Annotated in this window: 22 protein-coding genes; 7 read left to right on the forward strand and 15 right to left on the reverse strand. The window is 60.6% G+C overall.

Annotated features, from left to right (window positions below; all coding sequences use genetic code 11):
• Window positions 1–448 precede the first annotated feature (448 nt).
• Window positions 449–1276: an oxidoreductase gene (locus tag J0663_RS19545; protein WP_207242022.1), complete on the reverse strand. Its 828-nt coding sequence runs from the start codon at window positions 1274–1276 to the stop codon at window positions 449–451.
• A gap of 76 nt (window positions 1277–1352) precedes the next feature.
• Between J0663_RS19545 and J0663_RS19550 the strand changes: the two genes are divergently transcribed.
• Complete coding sequence (locus J0663_RS19550) at window positions 1353–2297, forward strand: AraC family transcriptional regulator (RefSeq protein WP_207242023.1); 945 nt, start codon at window positions 1353–1355, stop codon at window positions 2295–2297.
• 582 nt (window positions 2298–2879) lie between these two features.
• The gene (locus tag J0663_RS19555; RefSeq protein ID WP_207242024.1) at window positions 2880–3173 is read left to right on the forward strand and encodes a DUF982 domain-containing protein; all 294 of its coding nucleotides are present in this window, start codon (window positions 2880–2882) and stop codon (window positions 3171–3173) included.
• Between the two features lie 180 nt (window positions 3174–3353).
• Here J0663_RS19555 and J0663_RS19560 read toward each other — a convergent pair whose 3' ends face one another.
• Window positions 3354–4181 (reverse strand): nickel-binding protein, encoded by an 828-nt coding sequence (locus J0663_RS19560; RefSeq protein WP_207242025.1) that lies wholly within the window; start codon window positions 4179–4181, stop codon window positions 3354–3356.
• Window positions 4182–4585: 404 nt separating this feature from the next.
• Between J0663_RS19560 and J0663_RS19565 the strand changes: the two genes are divergently transcribed.
• The 3 genes from J0663_RS19565 to J0663_RS19575 all read left to right on the forward strand — a co-directional run bounded on the left by J0663_RS19565 (window position 4586) and on the right by J0663_RS19575 (window position 5398).
• On the forward strand, window positions 4586–4843 hold the full coding sequence (locus tag J0663_RS19565; RefSeq protein ID WP_207242026.1) for a DUF982 domain-containing protein: 258 nt from the start codon (window positions 4586–4588) through the stop codon (window positions 4841–4843).
• 118 nt (window positions 4844–4961) lie between these two features.
• Entirely contained in the window at window positions 4962–5132 is a 171-nt protein-coding gene (locus J0663_RS19570; RefSeq protein WP_164517744.1) for a hypothetical protein, read from the forward strand.
• Complete coding sequence (locus J0663_RS19575) at window positions 5132–5398, forward strand: hypothetical protein (RefSeq protein ID WP_207242027.1); 267 nt, start codon at window positions 5132–5134, stop codon at window positions 5396–5398. Before J0663_RS19570 ends, J0663_RS19575 begins: the two co-directional genes overlap by 1 nt.
• Before the next feature lie 29 nt (window positions 5399–5427).
• Here J0663_RS19575 and J0663_RS19580 read toward each other — a convergent pair whose 3' ends face one another.
• From J0663_RS19580 to J0663_RS19610, 7 genes are all read right to left on the reverse strand, one after another.
• A complete protein-coding gene (locus J0663_RS19580) occupies window positions 5428–5820 on the reverse strand; it encodes a RidA family protein (RefSeq protein WP_207242028.1) in 393 nt (130 codons plus the stop codon).
• Between the two features lie 43 nt (window positions 5821–5863).
• Window positions 5864–6445 carry an NAD(P)H-dependent oxidoreductase gene (locus J0663_RS19585; protein WP_207242029.1) on the reverse strand — a complete coding sequence of 194 codons (582 nt, stop codon included), beginning with the start codon at window positions 6443–6445 and terminating at the stop codon, window positions 5864–5866.
• On the reverse strand, window positions 6442–7851 hold the full coding sequence (locus J0663_RS19590; RefSeq protein ID WP_207242030.1) for an FAD-binding oxidoreductase: 1410 nt from the start codon (window positions 7849–7851) through the stop codon (window positions 6442–6444). The genes J0663_RS19585 and J0663_RS19590 overlap by 4 nt, the downstream gene beginning before the upstream one ends.
• Window position 7852: 1 nt before the next feature.
• A complete protein-coding gene (locus J0663_RS19595) occupies window positions 7853–9166 on the reverse strand; it encodes a cytosine deaminase (RefSeq protein ID WP_207242031.1) in 1314 nt (437 codons plus the stop codon).
• A complete protein-coding gene (locus J0663_RS19600; RefSeq protein ID WP_183703176.1) occupies window positions 9166–10008 on the reverse strand; it encodes an ABC transporter permease in 843 nt (280 codons plus the stop codon). Before J0663_RS19600 ends, J0663_RS19595 begins: the two co-directional genes overlap by 1 nt.
• On the reverse strand, window positions 10005–10832 hold the full coding sequence (locus J0663_RS19605; RefSeq protein ID WP_085778108.1) for an ABC transporter ATP-binding protein: 828 nt from the start codon (window positions 10830–10832) through the stop codon (window positions 10005–10007). The genes J0663_RS19600 and J0663_RS19605 overlap by 4 nt, the downstream gene beginning before the upstream one ends.
• A gap of 67 nt (window positions 10833–10899) precedes the next feature.
• Entirely contained in the window at window positions 10900–11916 is a 1017-nt protein-coding gene (locus J0663_RS19610) for an ABC transporter substrate-binding protein (protein WP_207242032.1), read from the reverse strand.
• 182 nt (window positions 11917–12098) lie between these two features.
• Between J0663_RS19610 and J0663_RS19615 the strand changes: the two genes are divergently transcribed.
• Window positions 12099–13049 carry a LysR family transcriptional regulator gene (locus J0663_RS19615; RefSeq protein ID WP_207242033.1) on the forward strand — a complete coding sequence of 317 codons (951 nt, stop codon included), beginning with the start codon at window positions 12099–12101 and terminating at the stop codon, window positions 13047–13049.
• Between the two features lie 9 nt (window positions 13050–13058).
• On the opposite strand, the gene J0663_RS19620 is transcribed toward J0663_RS19615, so the two are convergent.
• Window positions 13059–13856: a creatininase family protein gene (locus J0663_RS19620; RefSeq protein ID WP_207242034.1), complete on the reverse strand. Its 798-nt coding sequence runs from the start codon at window positions 13854–13856 to the stop codon at window positions 13059–13061.
• A 323-nt stretch (window positions 13857–14179) separates the two neighbouring features.
• On the opposite strand from J0663_RS19620, the gene J0663_RS19625 reads away from it, so the two are divergent.
• Window positions 14180–14659, forward strand: coding sequence for a DUF2938 domain-containing protein (locus J0663_RS19625; RefSeq protein WP_207242035.1), 480 nt, complete (start codon window positions 14180–14182; stop codon window positions 14657–14659).
• A gap of 163 nt (window positions 14660–14822) precedes the next feature.
• Here the strand turns inward: J0663_RS19625 and J0663_RS19630 are convergent, their stop codons facing one another.
• The 5 genes from J0663_RS19630 to J0663_RS19650 all read right to left on the reverse strand — a co-directional run bounded on the left by J0663_RS19630 (window position 14823) and on the right by J0663_RS19650 (window position 18752).
• Window positions 14823–15365: a nuclear transport factor 2 family protein gene (locus tag J0663_RS19630; RefSeq protein WP_246590324.1), complete on the reverse strand. Its 543-nt coding sequence runs from the start codon at window positions 15363–15365 to the stop codon at window positions 14823–14825.
• 81 nt (window positions 15366–15446) lie between these two features.
• Entirely contained in the window at window positions 15447–16250 is an 804-nt protein-coding gene (locus J0663_RS19635; protein WP_207242037.1) for an SDR family oxidoreductase, read from the reverse strand.
• Window positions 16251–16304: 54 nt separating this feature from the next.
• Window positions 16305–16703 carry a GlcG/HbpS family heme-binding protein gene (locus J0663_RS19640; RefSeq protein WP_207242038.1) on the reverse strand — a complete coding sequence of 133 codons (399 nt, stop codon included), beginning with the start codon at window positions 16701–16703 and terminating at the stop codon, window positions 16305–16307.
• A gap of 96 nt (window positions 16704–16799) precedes the next feature.
• On the reverse strand, window positions 16800–17759 hold the full coding sequence (locus J0663_RS19645; RefSeq protein ID WP_246590325.1) for a helix-turn-helix domain-containing protein: 960 nt from the start codon (window positions 17757–17759) through the stop codon (window positions 16800–16802).
• Between the two features lie 351 nt (window positions 17760–18110).
• Window positions 18111–18752: a ThuA domain-containing protein gene (locus J0663_RS19650; protein ID WP_207242039.1), complete on the reverse strand. Its 642-nt coding sequence runs from the start codon at window positions 18750–18752 to the stop codon at window positions 18111–18113.
• Between the last annotated feature and the right edge of the window lie 10 nt (window positions 18753–18762).

Below are 18762 nucleotides of genomic sequence, written 5' to 3' on the forward strand. Positions count from 1 at the left end.
ACAGCCCGCGCGGAAGACGAAGTGATCCCGTCAGATCAATCGGGCTGTGAAGGATGGAAAAGCCGCATGTCGGGCGCGCTTAAGGCGGGCCGCGAACGGATATGACCTAGCGTCGGGACATACCACGCGGGAGGGCTTCGATGATTGCTGATGCCATTCAACGCCTCCCTTTGTTCGATCTGAAGCGGTAGCGTTTTGTAGCGAAGCTATTCGCCATTGCCAAGAGGGAAATTACAACCGCAAGGACAGTGATGCGGAAACGACACAATTCAGAGACTGGGAAAGAATGATAGCTGGTGTCTCGACCCGCTCAGGCCAGGCCAGAGATGTTGCATTCTGTGCGGTCGCGCCGAGAACGGCCGGAGTGTTGACCTTCGGCCGGAGTGGCATTTACACGAGGCGAGGTGGCCGGCTTTTGGCGTGCCCGCCACCGTCATCGAGCGGTCGATCAGCCATCGGTTGAAAGGGTGACGGCTTTCCAGGCGTCGATCTCCTGCTGCAGGCGCTCAATGCGCTGCAGGACAAGTTTGAGGGCATCGCTTCCGAGCAAAAGCTGCGGCGGTGGGTTGTTGGATTCGATCAGGTCAAGAACCGCTGCGGCAAGTTTATCCGGATCGCCGGGCTGCCTGCCGCTCCTTTCCTGCCGCGCATGGCGGATCGGATCGAACAGCGCATCGTAATCCGGGATAGAGCGATCGGTCCGCACCATCGAACGTCCTGCCCAGTCGGTCCGGAAGGAGCCGGGGCAGAGAGCAGTGACGTGAACGCCGAAGGGAGCCATTTCGGAGCGCATGACCTCTGAGATCCCCTGGAGCGCGAATTTGCTGCCACAGTAGTAAGCGATGCCCGGCATGGTGATCATTCCGCCCATCGACGTTACGTTCACGATGAAACCGCGACGCCTTTGCCGGAAACGCGGCAGGAACGCCTTGGCGACGGCGACGGCACCGAAGACGTTCACATCGAATTGGCGTCTCATTTCTTCGAGCGGCGACTCTTCAAGAACGCCTTCGTGACCGTAGCCTGCATTGTTGATCAGCACATCGACGGGACCGTGATCCTTTTCGACCTGTTCCACTACAACGGCTATTCGGTCGAAGGCGGTGACATCGCATAAAACGGAGCGGACGTCCGGGAGGCGCTCTGAAAGGCTCGCTCGCGACGCTTCCGATCGGACGGTGCCGATGACTGTATGACCGGCCTTGCTGGCGGCGGCGGCGATAGCAAAGCCGAAGCCGGAATTGGCTCCGGTTACAAAAAAGCTTCTCTTTGGCATGCTTGACTTTCCCTTGGTCTCGGTTGATCCGATTGACGGATAATCTGTCGCCAGAGGGGTATCGAGGCCGATTGCTATGAGTGTCTTGCCAATTCCTATGAATACCCTTTCAGAAGCGTCCCGGCGGAGCGAATTGGTCGAGCTGGCCGCGCGGCTTGCTCCCCGCCAGGGCTATAATGCGACGGGACTTGGCGCTGTCCGCATTCTCAGGAGCGAAACGGTTCTTCGGGACGTCCCGGTCCTTTACCGACCAGGCGCGGTTTTCGTCCTTCAGGGCCGCAAGCAAGGAATGCTTGAAGGCAATGTTTATCGATATGACGAGGACCATTACCTGGCCGTGTCGATCCCTGTTCCCTTCCGCATGGAGTCCTTTGCGAGCCCGCAACGGCCGCTGCTGGCTGTCTATGTCGATTTCGATATCGCTTTGGCGGCCAGGATCGCTTCGGAGGTCGAGAGGCAAAATCCGCGGCAGTCCGTAGCCCGGGCGAAAAGCCTTGTTTCAAGTGCCATGGAACCGCAGATCGAGGACGTCCTTGGACGCCTTCTGAGGGCGCTCGGTGATCCCGTCGAGACGGCCGTACTGGCTGGGAACATCCTGCACGAGTTGCACTACAGAGTTCTCGTCGGCCCGCAAGGATCTGCAATGATCGCGGCGCTGCAGCAAGGAGGCGCTTCCGGCCGCATCGTCCGGAGCCTGGCCAGATTGCGCGAGGACCATGCCACGAAGATCTCGGTTGCAGCGCTTGCGGCGGAAGCGGGCATGAGCGTCCCGACCTATCACTCCCATTTCAAGGAACTGACGGGAAGCAGTCCGATTCAGTACCTGAAGGCAATGCGGCTTCACGAGGCAAGGCTGATGATGGCGCGCCAAGATAGGACGATTGCCGATATTGCACTGGCGGTCGGCTATCTCAGTCCGGCTCAGTTCAGCCGCGATTTCAAGCGGCACTTCGGCCGTACGGCCTCGCAAGAGGCGAGCTGGGCCCGCCAGCACCTGGGAGACCTGATCGGGGAGGGGTGACGCAGTCGCCGTGGGGGCAGATGCATTCGATTCGGAACGTCAGCCGCCGGGATACATGACGGAGCACCTGTGAGCCCGGAATTCCGCCGTGCCGGGCGCCAACTGACGAGCCCGTTTCAATAGCTGCAAGAGCGAGCATTGCTGGGCCTGAAGCCACCCGCGCAGGCCGGGTTCCTCGACGTATCCCGTTGATACTGAAAATCCTGCCGGTCCTGCCTCGCGGGCGAGGTGTTGCAGGAAGACATGAGCGTGGACAAACCGATCATCGCGCCGGTTGCGACCAATGTGAGGAATCGGGTCATCTGAGCTTCTCCTGATATCTGTCTCGGCAATCTATCATGCCGATACAACTAGATGCGAGGACCGGCGAGAGCGATCACGCTGATCTGATAGGAAATGGCTTCCATCATCGAGCGACCGTCCCCCGTTATCGGAATCCCGATAATCTGCTCGAGCTATTCTGCGATTATGGAAGCAAGTTCATAGTGTTCTCGAGCGAACTAATCTCGATTTTTCCTTGAACAAATCGACGATTTTCAGTAATATTGTTCCATAAAAAAGTAATATAAATGGGAGGTTACTATGTCTTCAGCTCGGTTTGAGCCTGTTTTGCTTCGTCGCCAGCATTTCGTCGCCGAGATCACGAGTCTCGACGAAATCTTCGATTTTCTGGACGAGTGGCCACAGGACAAACGAGGCTTGGCATATGACACGTTGTTGAAGGCGTGCAGGGATACGGCGAGCGGCCGGTTCCCGCTAAGCGCGGCGAGGGAGAATTTCCGTCGCTTTCTGAAGATGTCGGGCGTACTGGCCAAGGCGGAGAGCGCTCCGAAATTCGAGCACCTGATGGCCGATCAAACGATCGGCAATGCCTGATCTGATCCAGATCGTAGACTGACAGGCATAAAGCCGCAGTGAGCGAAATCAGCTACTGCGGGAAAATTTCTTGACCGTTTATCTCGGCGTGTGGCGATCAGCCTGAAGACGAAGCGCGGGTCGGATTGCGCTCGCTGCAGAGCCCGTAGCGGGAGCAGGGCTTCCCGGTCGCGACGCCGGTCAATGCTGGCCGGCACCCGCCCAATCGCAGCGGAAGACCAGCATGGGCTTGGAAAATCCCTTGAGGCGCCGGCGTGCTGCGTGGGCGAAGAGGTCGCCGGCGCCATATTCCCGGAATATATTCTCCGACACCAGGATCTGGTCACTGGCTGCGGCCGCGCAGAGGCGGGCCGCGAGCTGCACCGTCGTACCGAACAAGTCGTTGCTGTCCTCGACTGGCTCGCCGCAATCGAGGCCGATGCGAACATGGATCGGCTCGGCATTGCTGCCGTTGTAATGCTGGAATTCCTGCTGGATCGCCCTGGCGCATTCCACGGCCGCGGTCGCAGCCGCGAAGGCCGCCATGATGCCGTCGCCGGTGTGCTTCACTTCGCGGCCGGAATTTTTGACGAGGCACCGGCGCACGATCGCGTCATGGGCCCTGACCAGCTCCGTCGCCATGCGGTCGCCGAGGCGGGCCGTCATCTCGGTCGAGCCGACGATATCGGTAAACAGGATCGCCCGGTGGCCAGGATCCATGTGCGGCGCGGATTGGCCGGGCGCCGGATCGGGATCATTAATGCGACCGAGAAAGGCCTCGACGGCCGATAGAGCCACCTCGACAATCTCATTGGCGACGAAACCGTGCGCCTCGCGATGTACGCAGTTGACGGTTTCGATATCGGGCGCATCCACCAGGCAGAAGGCCGTCCCCCGCCGTTCGTCGAACCAATAGGTCAGAAACTTGACACCGTATTGATCCTGAATGTCGATATCCATGCGATGTGCCTGGGCAACTTCGGCAGGCGAGGTTCCTTTGAGGTAGTGCCGGTCCATGAAGATAGGCATCGCGCGTCCTCCAGATCCGCCTCGTGCTGGAGGTGGCATTGTACGATTTCGATGCGTTCCCGTCCACCTTCGGAACAATCAATGACTGATCATTGCGACGCGTTGCTTCCGCAAAGGCAGCGCGTTGCTGGATGTGCGATACAATATGCAAGGAAATAGCCGGTTTTAGTGAGTAGGATTGGTGCCATAACTCTGATATTTACCATAATCTGTCGCCTAATGACTGATGGCAGGTTTTCCGGAACCCCCTCGAGACGCTTCGGACGTTTCCGTTCTCAAGCGTCGCCTGCCGGATCGCGCATGGAGAGACATGTCCGACTTGGCCATGATCGACGGCCGCTGCCACGGCATGCAAATTGCATATCATCGAGTAGCTCGCCGAAATTAGGAAAAGCTGTAGCAAAGTGAGACAGACGGCACATTTTCGACCGGTCGGCCTGGCCTCGATGGGGCTCGGGCATTATGCCGTAATTAACTCTGTGTGGGATGCCGCGCGCACGCTCCTCCATGACTGGCCGGTGGATGACGGCGAAGAATATTTCGAAGCCGTCAAAGCCTGCCTGGATGCGATTATCGGCGATCTACCGCCGGATTATGTCCGGGCCGCCTTCGTCAGGGCGGCGCAGGAGGCGGGCATCGCCGTCATTGAAGCCGCGGATTGAACCGCGGCCGCACCTCGCTTTCCCCGTTTCCTCCCGTTCCCACGCGAAGGTCCCCCGGCGCTTGACTTCTCCGGGCAAAAGTTTAATGTAGAACAAAACAGGAACATTGGAGATGGTCATGACACATACGGAACAGGTGATCGCCAACGCCCTAGCCCTCGTCGAAGCCTCTCGCGCGGCCCGCGAGCGGGATCAGCAGCGCCGCGCCGCCTGGCAGAAAAAGGTGGAACTCAGCCGGCCGCTGCCGCCCTTGCCGCGCCCGGTGCAGTTGCCGCTGGCGCTGAACTGATGCAGCCGGCAGAGAACCCGCGCCCTGGACAGAGCCGGCCCGATCAAGGGGCCTCCGATCAGGAGCGGCGAGACCAGGCATCGTCCGATCGTGAGTGGGAAGTGGAAGCCGTGCTGGCCTGGCATGACGATGATGCCAAGGCGGCGATCCGCTCGCTGCTCGATGACTGCAGGCATCTGCGCCGGCAACTGGCGCTGGCCGAACGTGTGATGAGCCGCGGCATGGCCCGCGGCTGGACACCGCGATACGAGCGCGACGCGCTTTGAAGAAGTCGTTCTGCCCGCGTCGGCCCGCCTCAGCGAAACAGTTTGGCGGCCGTGACCTCGACTTCTACGAGGAATTCAGGGCGGGTGAAGCCACCGACGATGATCAGCGTCGAGACCGGCTTCGGATCGAGCGTGTAACGATCCCGCACGGCCATATAGGCCGGGAAATCCTCACGCTTCGTCACAAAGGTCGAGATTCTGATCACATCGGCAAAACTCATCTCGGCCTCGGCAAGAATCGCCTTGATCGCCTCGAAGCAGAGTTCCGCCTGTGCGCCGATATCCTCCGGCACCGTCTCGTCCGGGCCGATGCCGAGCTGCCCCGAGGTCACGAGCAGAGAGGCGCCCGGCGGCACCAGCAGCCCGTGATTGTAATGCCCGAACGGGCGGCGGACGGAGGTCGGGTTAAAAACCTTCTTCATCGGAAATCCCTAAGGTGTTTGGACGGGCAGTCCTTCCACATGGTCAGAAGCGCTCCATAGCGCTCGTCACCTTCTGCAGAAACCGTGTCCGCGTTTCCTCCGTGCAATTGTTCATGTCGTAATGGACAAGGAATGTGACCGGCCGCAGCGGGTTGATCTGCGCTCGCAGCACGCGTTTGACGATCTTTTTCGGCGGGTTGCCGGCCACGAAGGCACGGAACGGCGTTGCGCCATAAGTCAGCACGGCGGCAAGCTTCCTGATATGGCGTAGCCGCGATTCCACCTTGCCGTCGACCAGTTCGAACGAGACGCCGGGAAGCCAGACCCGATCAAAATAACCCTTCAATATTGCGGGGAAACCGAAGTTCCAGACCGGTGTTACCAGCACCAGTCCTTCGGCCCGCTTCAGCCGCTCGACATGGGATTTCACCGGTTCGGTATTGCCGGGATAATCGTGATAGGCGAGCCGGTCATGCCGGGAAAGAACGGGATCGAAATTCTCGGCGTAGAGATCGCATCCGTCCACTTCATGGCCGGCCTTGCGCAGGCTTTCCAGCGTCTGCTTGTAGAGCGCCTTGCCGTAGCTTTCCTCCACCGGATGCGAATGCAGCACGAGCACCCTCATGAGGCCTCCATGACCGCCGCAAGGCCGGGGAAGAGATAGTTCTTGCCGGCATTGAAATCGAAGTCCGGGTTCTCCCAGGCGATCATCTTGCCGGGGTTCAGAAGCCCCTTCGGATCAGTTTCGTGCTTGAAGGCGAGCTGCACCTTGTCGGTGCGCTTCATGCCGCCTTCCTCGAGCGTATAGCGGTGCGGATTGAAGATCGGGCAGCCGTGATCCTGGTGGATCCGGATGATCTCTTCGAGACGCTCCTCTGTGGTATAGCGCACCAGCGGCAGGCCGGAGCACTGGATCTGCCCGTCGAACTTGATGAATTCCAGATGGCCGGGAACTTCGTCGCCGAAGATCTCCACCATCTTGGCGACCTTGGCCACGTGATCCGGGCCCGGATACTGGACCTGCAGATAGGTGAAGCCCGGATCGACCTTCAGCGCGCGCAGCGTCGTGTGGTTCCAGGCAAGTTCATAGGCATGCGGGATGCCCTTCATGCTCTCGACCTTGTCGGAGCGGAAGATCACCTCACCCTTGTGGGCTGAGGTGAAGGCTAGGAAGGCATCCATCGAATGTGGGGCGATCATCAGCACCGCTACCGACTGTCCCTTGCGGATATAGGGCTTGTGACGGGTGAAATAGTCGTGCGGGATCGGCGCTGCGATCGGTGCGATTTCCTTGACGAGGATGCCGTTGCATTTGGCGAGCGCATCCGAAAAGCGCACGCAGGCCATGAAGTCGTCATAGCCGACGAGAACGTCCACCCAGTCATAGGCGGGCGCCAGCGGCATTTCGATCTCGGTGATGACGCCGTTGGTGCCGTAGGCATGGCTGACCTTCTGCAGGTCCCAGCCGGTGAGATCGAGCACGCGCGGCTCGGCCTCCATGGTAACGACCCGCAGGCGCAGAATATTGCCGAGATCGCGCAGGCCACCCCAGGTGATCGAGCCAACGCCGCCGGAGCCGCCGGCAATGAAACCGCCGACCGTCGCCATCTGCGCCGTCGAGGGGTGGAACCGCAGTTCCTGGCCGGAATGAGCCTTGGTCTGCTTGTCGAGCTGGGCAATGATGATGCCCGGCTCGCAGATCACCCGGCCGGGATGGATCTCCTTGATCTTGTCCATTGCGGCAAGGTTCAGCACGATCCCGCCGGAAAGCGGCATCGCCTGGCCGTAATTGCCGGTGCCGCCGCCGCGGGGCGTGACCGGCACGCCATGCGCGAAGGCGACCTTCAGCGTCCGGATGACCTCTTCCTCGTTTTTCGGGGTGACGACGAGATCGGCCGTCACATTGTCGAGCTGCGCCTTCAGTATAGGCGAATACCAGTAGAAATCACGGCTCTTCTGGCGCACCAGCGCCGGATTGTCTTCAATGGCGATGCCTTCGAGTTCTTGTTTGATCGTCTGATAATCCGGCATGTCAGGCTCCAACGACGCTGTCGAGTTCACGATAGTCCGGCAGGCTGCGGTCGATCACCTTGCCGCGGCGAAGGACGACGCGGTCGGACTGCGGACGGGAAAGAAATTCGCTCCAGCGCCTGGCGCTGAAGAGCACGAGATCGGCTGCAGCCCCGACGGCGATGCGACCCGTATCCGGCCGGCCGAGAATATCGGCGGGCGAGGTGGTGACGATGCGCGCGGCCGCATCCAGCGGATGGTCGAGATGCAGGGTGCGGACCGCCTCGCGGAACACCTCCACCGGATCCAGATCGCCATAGGCATAGAAGGGGTCGCGGGTATTGTCGGAGGCGACTGCCGTCGCAACACCGGCCGCGGCCAGTTCCTTGAACAGGGTGACGCCGCGCCAGCGTGGTGTGCGGCCGGGATAGCGATCCTGCAGGTACATGTTGCACATCGGCAGCGAAACGATGGCGAGGCGGGCCTCCGCGACGAGATCGACCGTGCGCTTTGCTGTTTCCTCGTCGTGGCGGGCGAGCGAGCAGCAATGGCCGGCCGTCACCTTGCCGCCGAAGCGGTTGCGCAGCACGGCCTGGGCAATTGCCTTGAGGGTTTGCGCAGTCGGATCGTCAGTCTCGTCGACATGAAGATCGACATCGAGGCCGTTATCGGCTGCAGTTCTGAACAGCATGTCGAGCTGGCCGTCGAGATCGGCGCTCATCCGGGTGACGCCGCCCATCAGTCCACCCTTTTCGCGGACCACGGCGATCAGATCGGCGAAATAGGCGGCGTCCGCCATGTTTTCCATCGGAAACAGCGCCACCGCCTGCAAGGCGATCCTGTCCTTCCAGACCTCGCGCATCTCGGCAAAGACCTCGAAGGAAATGCGGTGCTGCGGCGCCAGGGAATCGAGATGTGTGCGAATGAGGCTGGTGCCGTGTGCGTAGGCGCAACGCAGGGAAAATTCCATGCGCTTCTTGACGTCGGCGGCCGACCAGTTTGCCTCGCGGTCTGCGCGCACCGCCTCCAATGCTCCCGGGAAAGTGCCGTCCGGATTGGCGTTGCGCGGCCAGATGTGGCCCTTGTCGAGATGCGTATGCATGTCGGCGAAGCAGGGCCAGACCATGCCCTCCTTCAGGTCGGATTTCGCCAGTTCCACGGGCGCTTTCCCAGGCGGCAGTACACTAGCAATGATGCCGTCGGCGATGACGATATCGGCTCGGACGAGCCCCTCGACAACAGGCGCCTCATAACCGGTGACGGCAGCGGCAGGCAGAGTCGCATTGCTCAGCACGAAGCGGCCGGCATTGGGCGGTGAAATGAAGGAATAGGTCATCAGTTTTCCCGTTTCAGGCTGCTCTCGTGCCAGCGGTGCAGGGCAAGCCACGAAATGAAGGAGGTGACGGCGAAGATCGCCACGCCGAGCAGCGAGAGCATCAGCAGCGCCGCAAAGAGGCGCGGAATATTGAGCCGGTATTGCGCTTCGAGGAGCCGGAAGGCGAGGCCAGAGCCGGCGCCCGCCGAGCCCGCGGCAAACTCGGCGACGACGGCCGCGATCAGCGCCAGGCCGCCGCCGATCCTGAGACCGGTCATGAAATAGGGCTGGGCGGCCGGCAGCTTGAGAAAGAGCAGCGTCTGCCAGCGCGAGGCGCCGTAGAGCTCGAACAGGTTGATGAGATTATGGTCGACGCTTTTCAGCCCCTGCACCATATTCGAAAGGATCGGGAAAAAGGCAACGAGGAAGGCGCAGATGAGAAGCGCCACCTGCGTCGACGGCGCATAGATCAGGATCAGCGGCGAGATCGCCACGATCGGGGTGACTTGAAGAATGACCGCGAGCGGATAGAAGGCGAGTTCTATCCAGCGCGATTGCACGAGGAAGATCGCAAAGCCGACGCCGCCGACGAGCGCCAGCATCAGCGATACCAGCGTGATCTTGGTGGTGACCCAGAGCGCAGGGGCAAGCGTGCCCCAATCGGTCACGAAGGCACTTGCGACCGCGGCCGGGCCCGGCAGGATATAGGGCGGCACGCCGGACAGTCTGACATAGGCAGACCAGATCAGGATCAGCGCCGCGATCACCAGCAGGGGGATCAAGATGCGCAACGCCAGATCGCGGCTCCGGGCGCTTGCAGTGGTTTTGACGAGCAGCGGCGCTGCGGCCGGTTCGTCACTCATCGATGGTCCTCCACCGCGTTGATCGCCCCGATCAGCGAATGCGAGACCGTCTCGCAAGCTCTGCGGTATTCTTCCGAAGTGCGGTAATGGGCATCGCGTTCCAGGCTGGTCGTCAGCGGCAGATCGGCATGAACGCGCCCGGGCCTTGCCTTCATCACGACGATGCGGTTTGAGAGATAGGCGGATTCGAAGACCGAATGGGTGACGAAGATGACGGTGATGCCGGTCACCTTCCAGAGCCGCAGCACGTCGTCGTTCAGCCTCTGGCGGGTGATCTCATCCAGCGCCGCGAAGGGCTCATCCATCAGCAGGAGCTTCGGCCTGGTCACAAGCGCCCGGGCGATCGACACACGCATCTTCATGCCGCCGGAGAGTTCGCGCGGATAGGCGCTGGCGAAATCCTGAAGCCCGACGGTGCTCAACGTCTCCAGGATCCGATCGTGCGCCGCAGCCTTCGAAACATGTTTCAGCTTCAGCGGCAGATGGACGTTATCGAAGACTGTCTTCCAGGGCATCAGCGTCGGCTCCTGAAAGACGAAGCTGATATCGCCCTCAGGGAGACCCTTGGAGTTGATGCGCGAACTCGGCCAGTCGATCGCGCCCGAGGTCACATTGCCGAGGCCGGCAATGATGCGCAGCGCCGTGGATTTGCCGCAGCCGGACGGACCGAGCAGACTGATGAACTCACCGCTTTCGACGGTCAGCGACATGTTCGAAAGGGCTACGGTTCCGCTGGAGAAGACTTTCGAAACCGATTGCATGACGACCAGCGGCCGCTTGCGCATCTCTTTCGGTGATAGGGCCTGAGCTTCTGCTGGGGGCATTGCCTGTCTCGTTCATGCGGGGGAATGATCCGCCGTTCTGGCGGCGGATCGCAGCGATGTCTGCGGCTTACTTCTTCATCGCCATTCCGGTGCCCTTGCAGACGAATTTCGTCGTAAAGGCCTTGGTATAATCCGTCTCCGGCTTGAAGATCTTGATCGCCACCATCTCGTCGAAGAAGGCCTTGTAATGGGCGTCCGTCAGGCAGCCGATGCCCTTGTCGAGGCTGTCGCCGGATTCGATGATTCCATATTCCTTCATCTTGGCGATGGAATAGGCGATCTGACCATCCGTCATTTCAGGATTGTCCTTCTTGATCAGTTCATTGGCCTTCGTGTTGTCGCCGTAGAGATAGTGGTACCAGCCCTCGATCGAGGCATCGACGAAGCGCTGGACGACATCGGGTTTGCTGTCGATCATCGTCTGCGTGGTGGTGATCATCGTCGAGTAGGGAGAGTAGCCGTTGTCGGCGAGCAGGAAGACTTTCGGCTCGAAGCCAGCCTGCTTCTGGATCTCATAGGGTTCCGAGGTGAGATAACCTTGCTGTGCGGAATCCTTGTCGGCAAGGAAGGGCGCCGGGCTGAAATTGTAGGGCTTGTACTGCTCGTCCCTGAAACCTTTGAAATTCGCCTTCATCCATTCGAAATAGGTAAGGTAGCCGTCCTTGCTGAGAAACAGCGTCTTGAGTTTCGCGAGATCTTCGAATTTCTCGATCCCGGCATCGGGATGTGCGATCAGCACCTGCGGATCCTTCTGGAAGATGGCGGCGACATCGACGAGCGGAATACCCTGCTCGACGGCCGAGATCTCGCCCTGCGGACCGCCCATGTAGAAGTCGATCTTGCCGGAGATCAGAAGTGCGCTGTTGGCGGCGTTCGGACCACCCTGCACGATGGTGACGTCGAGTCCGTATTTGGCATAGGTGCCATCGGCGACCGCCTGATAGAAGCCGCCATGCTCGGCCTGCGCCAGCCAGTTCGTGCCATAGCTGACTTTGTCGGCCGCTTGCACCGACACCATGGAGGCGAGCATGCCGCCAACACCGGCCAATGCGGAAAAGACCCTGTTCTTCATTGTCATGGGCATGATCGACGTTCCCCTTCTGAATTCGCAGCCGTTGCGGCGGCGTCCGACTTTCTTCATAGAAGCGATTGCTTTGCTCTTTGAAAAGCATCAAATTGCGTGCGCAACGATGCCTTTTCGGCATCTCACCGAAAGCCTGTGCCTAATTTACGCTGCGTGCTTTATTTTTGTGCAACGAGGTGCTGATGCTGCACTCCAGAAAGCTTCTCTATATCAACGAGATCGCGCGATCGGGCTCGATCCGCAAGGCGGCAGCACGGCTGAATGTCGCGTCTTCGGCGATCAACCGGCAGATCCTCGCACTGGAGGAGGAAATGGGGGCGCCCCTGTTCGAACGCCTGCCGCGCGGGCTGCGCCTTACGGCCGCCGGCGAACTCTGCATCGAACATATTCGCGAGGTGCTGAAGAATTACGAGCGGCTGGAAGGGCGCATCCGCAGCCTTAAGATGCAGCAGGCGGGCAAGGTGCGGCTGGTGACGACCGTTGGCCTTGCGGCAGGGCCGCTGCCTGAGATCATCGCGCGGTTCCAGTCGGAACATCCGCGCGTCTTCATGCAGCTGCGCAACGACGCCGGCACGATGACAGTTAATCCGGTGCTGTCAGGCGAGGTCGATATCGGGCTCGGCTTCAACATTCCGGCAACGCCCGGCATCCGAACCCTCGGCAATTTCGACATTCCGATCGGCGTGGTCCTGCCGCCCGGCCATCATCTGATCGGCCCCGGCCCGATCAACCTGGCGGACATCGTCCAGGAGCGCCTGGTGCTGGCGCAGCAGGGGACCAGCCTGCGCGACGTGATCAATCTGGCCCTGGCGCGCCTCGACGTGCATGTCGAACCGGTGCTCGAAACCAATGCCTCGGAAATGCTGAAGAAGCTGGTCAAATCGGGGGCGGGGCTGACGATCCTGAACCCGCTCGATGTCATCACCGAATGCCGGCAGGGCGAACTGGTGTTCCGGCCGATCGCTGAGCCGCATGCGCGACATCAGCCGATGAAGCTTTTTGCCCGCGCCCGCGCGCCGCTTGATTCCGCCACCAGCCTGTTCGTCGAGTACCTCCTGGCCGAACTGGCTGGCTTGGTGCAGGAGCTGCAGGCCAAGGGTCACATCGCGGCCTCTGCTTCTGCAGCCATGTGAGCCACCGCCTTACTTCGAGTAAAGATTGGAAAGCGGGTAACGCTTCAGGTCATAGAGCAGCTCTATGAAGCCCCTGACCTGATGGCGGCAGATTGCTTCGCCCTTTTCTGGCGTCCCGAGCGAGGCGTCGCCGACGACGCCGTTGGGATTGAGGTCGTGCGCGATCCAGGCGAGCGAATGCGGCGGCAGCGGCTGAAGGTATTTCGATTGCCCGCGCATCCATTCCGCCTTGGAGGTGAAATTCTCAGCCTTCTCCATCCGCACCAGATCAGGTCGGAAATGCAGCATCAGCGAGGTTTCCACCTCGCCGCCATGGATGCCGTATTTCAGCTCATGGTCGCCGATCATGCCGTCCGGATGGCCGAAGCGGCCCCATTGCGTGGAGACGACCGCCATCGCGTGGCGCACGCGCAGCTCGCGCGCCACGATGCTCATGATATCGACATTGCCGCCATGCGAATTGACGATCACCATCTTGCGGATACCCGCTTCGGCAACCTTCGCGCCGATCGCGGTCCAGACCGGAATGAGCAGTTCGGCGCTGAGCGACAAGGTTCCCGGGCCGTAGATGTGTTCATTGGCCTTGCCGATTTCCTGTGTCGGCAGCACCAGGCAATCGAGATCCTCCGGCTTCTGCTTCCGCAACTCGGCAAGCATGCCCGTTGCGATGGCGACGTCGGTAGCAACAGGCAGATGCGGCCCGTGTTGCTCGGTCGAGGCGATCGGCAGAACGGCGATCGTGGTGTCCGGAGACAATCCGGCGAAGTCGTCGCTGACCAATTCGTTCCAGTAAAATGGCACTGTCATTGCCGTTCGCCTCTCATTGTCGTTCGAGACAGTGAGTAGGGAATATCGCTACCTGCGAAAAGCATCAATTTGCGGCCGCACCGATGCCTTTTTGCGGATGGTCGACGCGTGCCCTGTCCAAGGCGCCTCGCCTGAGGCGCGTCGGGGTCTCTCAGAAGGTTCCTCTCCCTTCAGTCCATTGTTCGTACGTCGTAGCCGCAAACGACGGCATCTCATTGCGCTGCAAATGTGCTCCACGTGTTGCCGGCGTCGAAGCCATTGCGCAAGGACGCGGGCAATGGTTTGCTGGCGCATCTACTTTGCAACTTTTCCGGTGATTCCCGATGTTCGATATTCTGTGGCGTGGCCTGGCGATCGGCGCCGGCGCAACCATTCTCATGGACCTTTGGTCGATCGTGCTCGCCAAATTCTTCGGCCAGCCGCCGGCCAATTGGGCGCCGGTCGGCCGCTGGTTCTGGCATCTCGGCCGCGGCAAGGTCTTTCACGACAGCATTGCCGATGCCGAGCCTTATGCCGGAGAGTTGGCGCTCGGCTGGATCGGCCATTACGCCGTCGGCATTCTCTACGGGATAGTCTTCGCGCTCATCATGGGAGAGGCGTGGTTCGCCGCACCGACATTTCTTCCCGCCTGGATCTTCGGTATCGTCACCGTCGGGGCAGGGTGGTTCCTGCTGCAGCCGGGCCTTGGCCTCGGCTGGGCAGCGTCCAGGCATCCGAAGCCGAACAAGGTCCGCTGCTTCAATCTGCTTGCGCACACGGTGTTTGCGCTGGGGCTCTATGGCACGGCGTTGATTCTCGGCTAAATTGCCGCTGCCCTTCATCCGCTCGCCGGCACCCACCGGAGTCGAGACCAGTGGCTCGACCCCGGCAAGTGTTGGGGTGAGCAGGCAATCGCTTGGGGCGGCCACCAGCACGAACCCGAACAACGCTATCTCACCACGCCGTTTAGTTCACCCGAGGAAGGTTCTAGTCGGCCGGCGTCACACGGGTCCAGAACGCGTTGAAGACGACTGAATCGAAGAAAGCCGAGGCACGGACGATGCGGCCGTCGCGCATGTCGAGAAACCAGGCATAGGTGTTTGCGTAGGGTTCTCCGTCGCGGGCGATGCCGCGGGCGTCGAAAAAGACGATCACGGTGTCGCCGTCAGCGTATACGTTGCGGATCGCCGGCTTCAGCGGCGCCTTCATCCGGGCGTTAAACGGGCGGATCACCTCGCGCAAGAACGCCTCGCGGCTGGGATAGGTCTTCGATGCCAGTGAATAGCCCTCGATTGTCCAGCGGGCGTCGTCGGCAAGGAGATCATAGGGGCTGCCCGTGCCGGCCGCCCAGGCTGCGAAACCAGCCTCGACGGCTGCTTTGTTGCGGCGTTCGGTTTCGGAAAGAGACTGCGCTGCGGCGCGGGCTTCGAGTCCGGCCAGAGCAAGGATGGCGGCGGCGATGCCGAGGGCTGCGCTGAAGATGCGCCTGGCCAGGGATTGCGGCCGGCAGATGGTTGCGGTGTAGGACAACGGTTTTCTCCAGAGGTATAGTTGGTGGGGCGACATCGGCGGGGCGGGCGCCGCTTGCGGCGCTCGCGCTTGAGAATCTGCTTAGATCTGGTTTTCCCAGGCTCTCAGCTGGTGCTCTTTCAGCATGTCCTCGATGATCTTCGGAACGACGTTGCGGAATCTGCCGGTGTCGGCCGGAACGACTTCGATCATCCGGTCGATCATTTCCTTCGGATCCATCTTGCCTTCGGGCGTCGCAAAGAAATCGTCGAAACCCTTTCGCAGATCCGCGCGCTTGGTGAAGTTCTTGCTGTCATCCAGCCAGCGGAACGGATTGTCCGCCATCGTCTCGTTGTAGCCGGTGTAGTAGGCGCCCGGATTTATCGTCTGGATCTTGATGCCATAAGGGGCGAGCTCCTGCTGCAGCGCTTCGGCGATCGATTCCAGGGCGTGCTTGGTGGAGACATAGGTGCCCCAGTTGGCGGGGGTGAAGAGGCCGCCCATCGACGACGTGAAGACCACTTTGCCCTTCTTGCCTTCGCGCACCCATCTCTGGACGACGCCCTGAGTCAGCACCAGCGGTAGGAAGACGTTGACTTCGTAGTTCTTGCGAACAAGTTCGATCGGGATTTCCCAAACCGGGCCGGCTTCGCCCATGCCGGCATTGTTCCAAAGAACGTCAAAATCCCAACCCTGCGCCTGCTTGATGTCGTAGGGATCGGTGAGGTCGAGCCGCTCGACACGGACGTTCTTCAAGCCGAGGGCGGCGACCTCCTCGCGCAGCGGCGTCACTTGCGAGGAAACGTGCGTGGTCGCGATGATGCTGTGGCCGTTCCTTGCCATGCCAATGGCGGCACCCTTGCCGAAGCCGGAGCCCGCACCAGTGATCAAAATGGTCTTGGACATGAGACATTCCTTTCGATGGTTTCAGGTTGATGGAAATCAGGTCTCAGCGCAGCATCACGCGACGGCTGCAGCCGCTGCCTGCGCGATTTCGAGATCCTGTGGAACCGCTCCGCCGGAAACGCCAACAGCGCCGATTACCGTGCCGTCGCGGCCAAAGAGCGAGATGCCGCCTGCAAAGGGGGTCAGGCCGCCATTGGATAGTTCGAGGGCATGGGCGGGAGCGCCGGGCTTGCAATATTCCCAGACTGCCTCGCTTGTCGTTTGAAACAATATGGCCGTCCGGGCTTTGCCCATAGCCAGATCGATCGAGCCGAGCACTGCGCCGTCCATTCGGCTGAAGGCCTTAAGATGGGCCCCGGCGTCCAAGACGGTGATGTTGACCGGCACGCCGATCTCATGAGCCCGCGCCTCACCCGCGGCGATGATCCTGCGAGCTTCGTCAATGGTAATCATCTCCTGCCTCCTCTTTGTTCGGGGGCAAGCGCACCCCGCTCGATGAGACAGGTGTATAGGCGGAAAGGTTTTGCAGTATTTTCAGCTCTTGCTGCGCTATGTGCGGATCTTGCGCTCCCGTGAGCCGGCATCGACGAACGGCGCACTGTCTCCAATGGGCGGAACCCGCTGACTGCTGAGGAGCGCGCGGTATTGGCCGGGCGTCGACCCGGTCATTTTCCGGAAGACTCGGGTGAAATTCCCCTGGGAACTGAAGCCGGTATCGAGCGCGATCTCCACGAGCGTGGATCGTGCAAGCCGCAGCTTTTCCTTGGCAGCTTCGATCCGTCGCTCGGTGACATAGCGATGCGGCGTCAGGCCTGTTGCCTTGCGAAACATGCGGGCAAAATGAAAGGGACTGAGGCAAGCCTCCGCGGCAAGGTCATGCAGCGAGATTTCTGCTGCGATGCGGGCTTCAATGAAATCGAAGACGCGTTGCAGCCTTTTGGGGTCGACAGTCGGCGCTCGTTCGGCGGGTTGCCAGCGAACGGCCGAATAAGTGCTGAGAAGGTGCCCTGCCAGTGCCATCTGAAGGCCGTCGAGGAAGAGACGATCAGCAGGCTCAAGGCTCCTGTTCAACAAACCCCGAAACAGCTGGCCGATCTGCAGCACCCTGGGATCGGGAACGCCTCCCGCGTAAGCGAGCTGCACCTTGGCCGGATCGATGTCGAAATTTGAAAGCGCGCTCTCACCGACGAGCGACGGAGGTATGAAGATGTGGAGGGACTCGGGCATGGTACCCATGATCTCCACACCGCTCTCATGGACACCCGCCGGACATATCCAAGCGACACCGGGGCGGGCGATCGCCTCCCGACTGTGGCCGTCACCAGTCCACTTGATCTTCGACTGACCCGAGAGAAGGACGGCTACCTCCGTGCATTCGAGTGTAAGGTCGACCTGCCAGCCCGGATCGAAATGTCTGAGCTCGACCTGGAGCGATGAGCAATCGACAAGCCCACCCACTCGCTCGCTCGTGCGATACTTTCTGTCCCCCTGCGATTCGACGAAAGACATGTCGCATCCACGCCGTGAAGATAGACATAAATTCGAATTGCTCACTCTCGGTAGGCCGGATGGGCCAGCCACGCTGCCATCGATCTGAAATCATATTTCATTTGCGGAATGAATAACTTCCGGGGGCGCCGCATTGCTGTCGAGGCGCAAGTATTGCGATTAGTATTTTTGGCCAGATTTCAGGGAAGCGCAAGTCCCCTCGCAACAAGCGACACTCGCCGGCCAATTGGGCGCCGGTCGGCCGCTGGATATCCATCTCGGCCGCGCGGTGGTCTCTCACGAAACATCGCCGATGCTGAGTCCGCGTGCGGGGGTGAAAGACGGGTCGAGACCAGTCGCAGGAGCCTCTTTTCACCGCGCCGCCCAATTCGCACCCCGCCGGAAGATGGTTTTCATCTCCGGCACGTCGAACTCTTTGGCCTGATGGCCGAGCGAGGAATAGAAGACGCGGCCCTTGCCATATTTGCGCTTCCAGACGACGGGCATGACGACGCCGTCGATCCAGTAGGCGTGCTCGCCGGTAAATTTCGTCGTCGCCAGAACCTCGTTCGAGGGGTCGACATGCATATAGTATTGTTCCGAGGTGAAGGGGAAATCGGCGATCCCCTCCATCAGCGGATCGTCGGGGCGGGTGATGTTGACGGTATAGTCGATGATGTTGCCGGGATGGGCTACCCACTGGCCGCCGATGATGAACTGGTAGTCGACGGAATCGCGGAAGGCGTCGCCCGCACCGCCGTGATAGCCGGCAATGCCGACGCCGCTTTCGATTGCGGCAGCGAGGTTCTTGACCTCCTCCTTCTCGATCTTCGACATCGTCATGATCGGCACGACGAGGCTGAGATCATGGACGGAAGGGTCGGCAAGCGCCTCGGTGCCGTGCTCAAGATAGACCTTGAATCCGTCTTCCTCGAGCATGGTCTTGATGATTTCGGCGCATTCCTGCGGTTCGTGACCGCTCCAGCCACCCCAGACGATCAGTGCTTCACGCATTCTCATTCCT

Origin of the sequence: Rhizobium lentis, from assembly GCF_017352135.1 — a bacterium.
In the GTDB taxonomy this organism is placed as follows: Bacteria; Pseudomonadota; Alphaproteobacteria; order Rhizobiales; family Rhizobiaceae; genus Rhizobium; species Rhizobium lentis.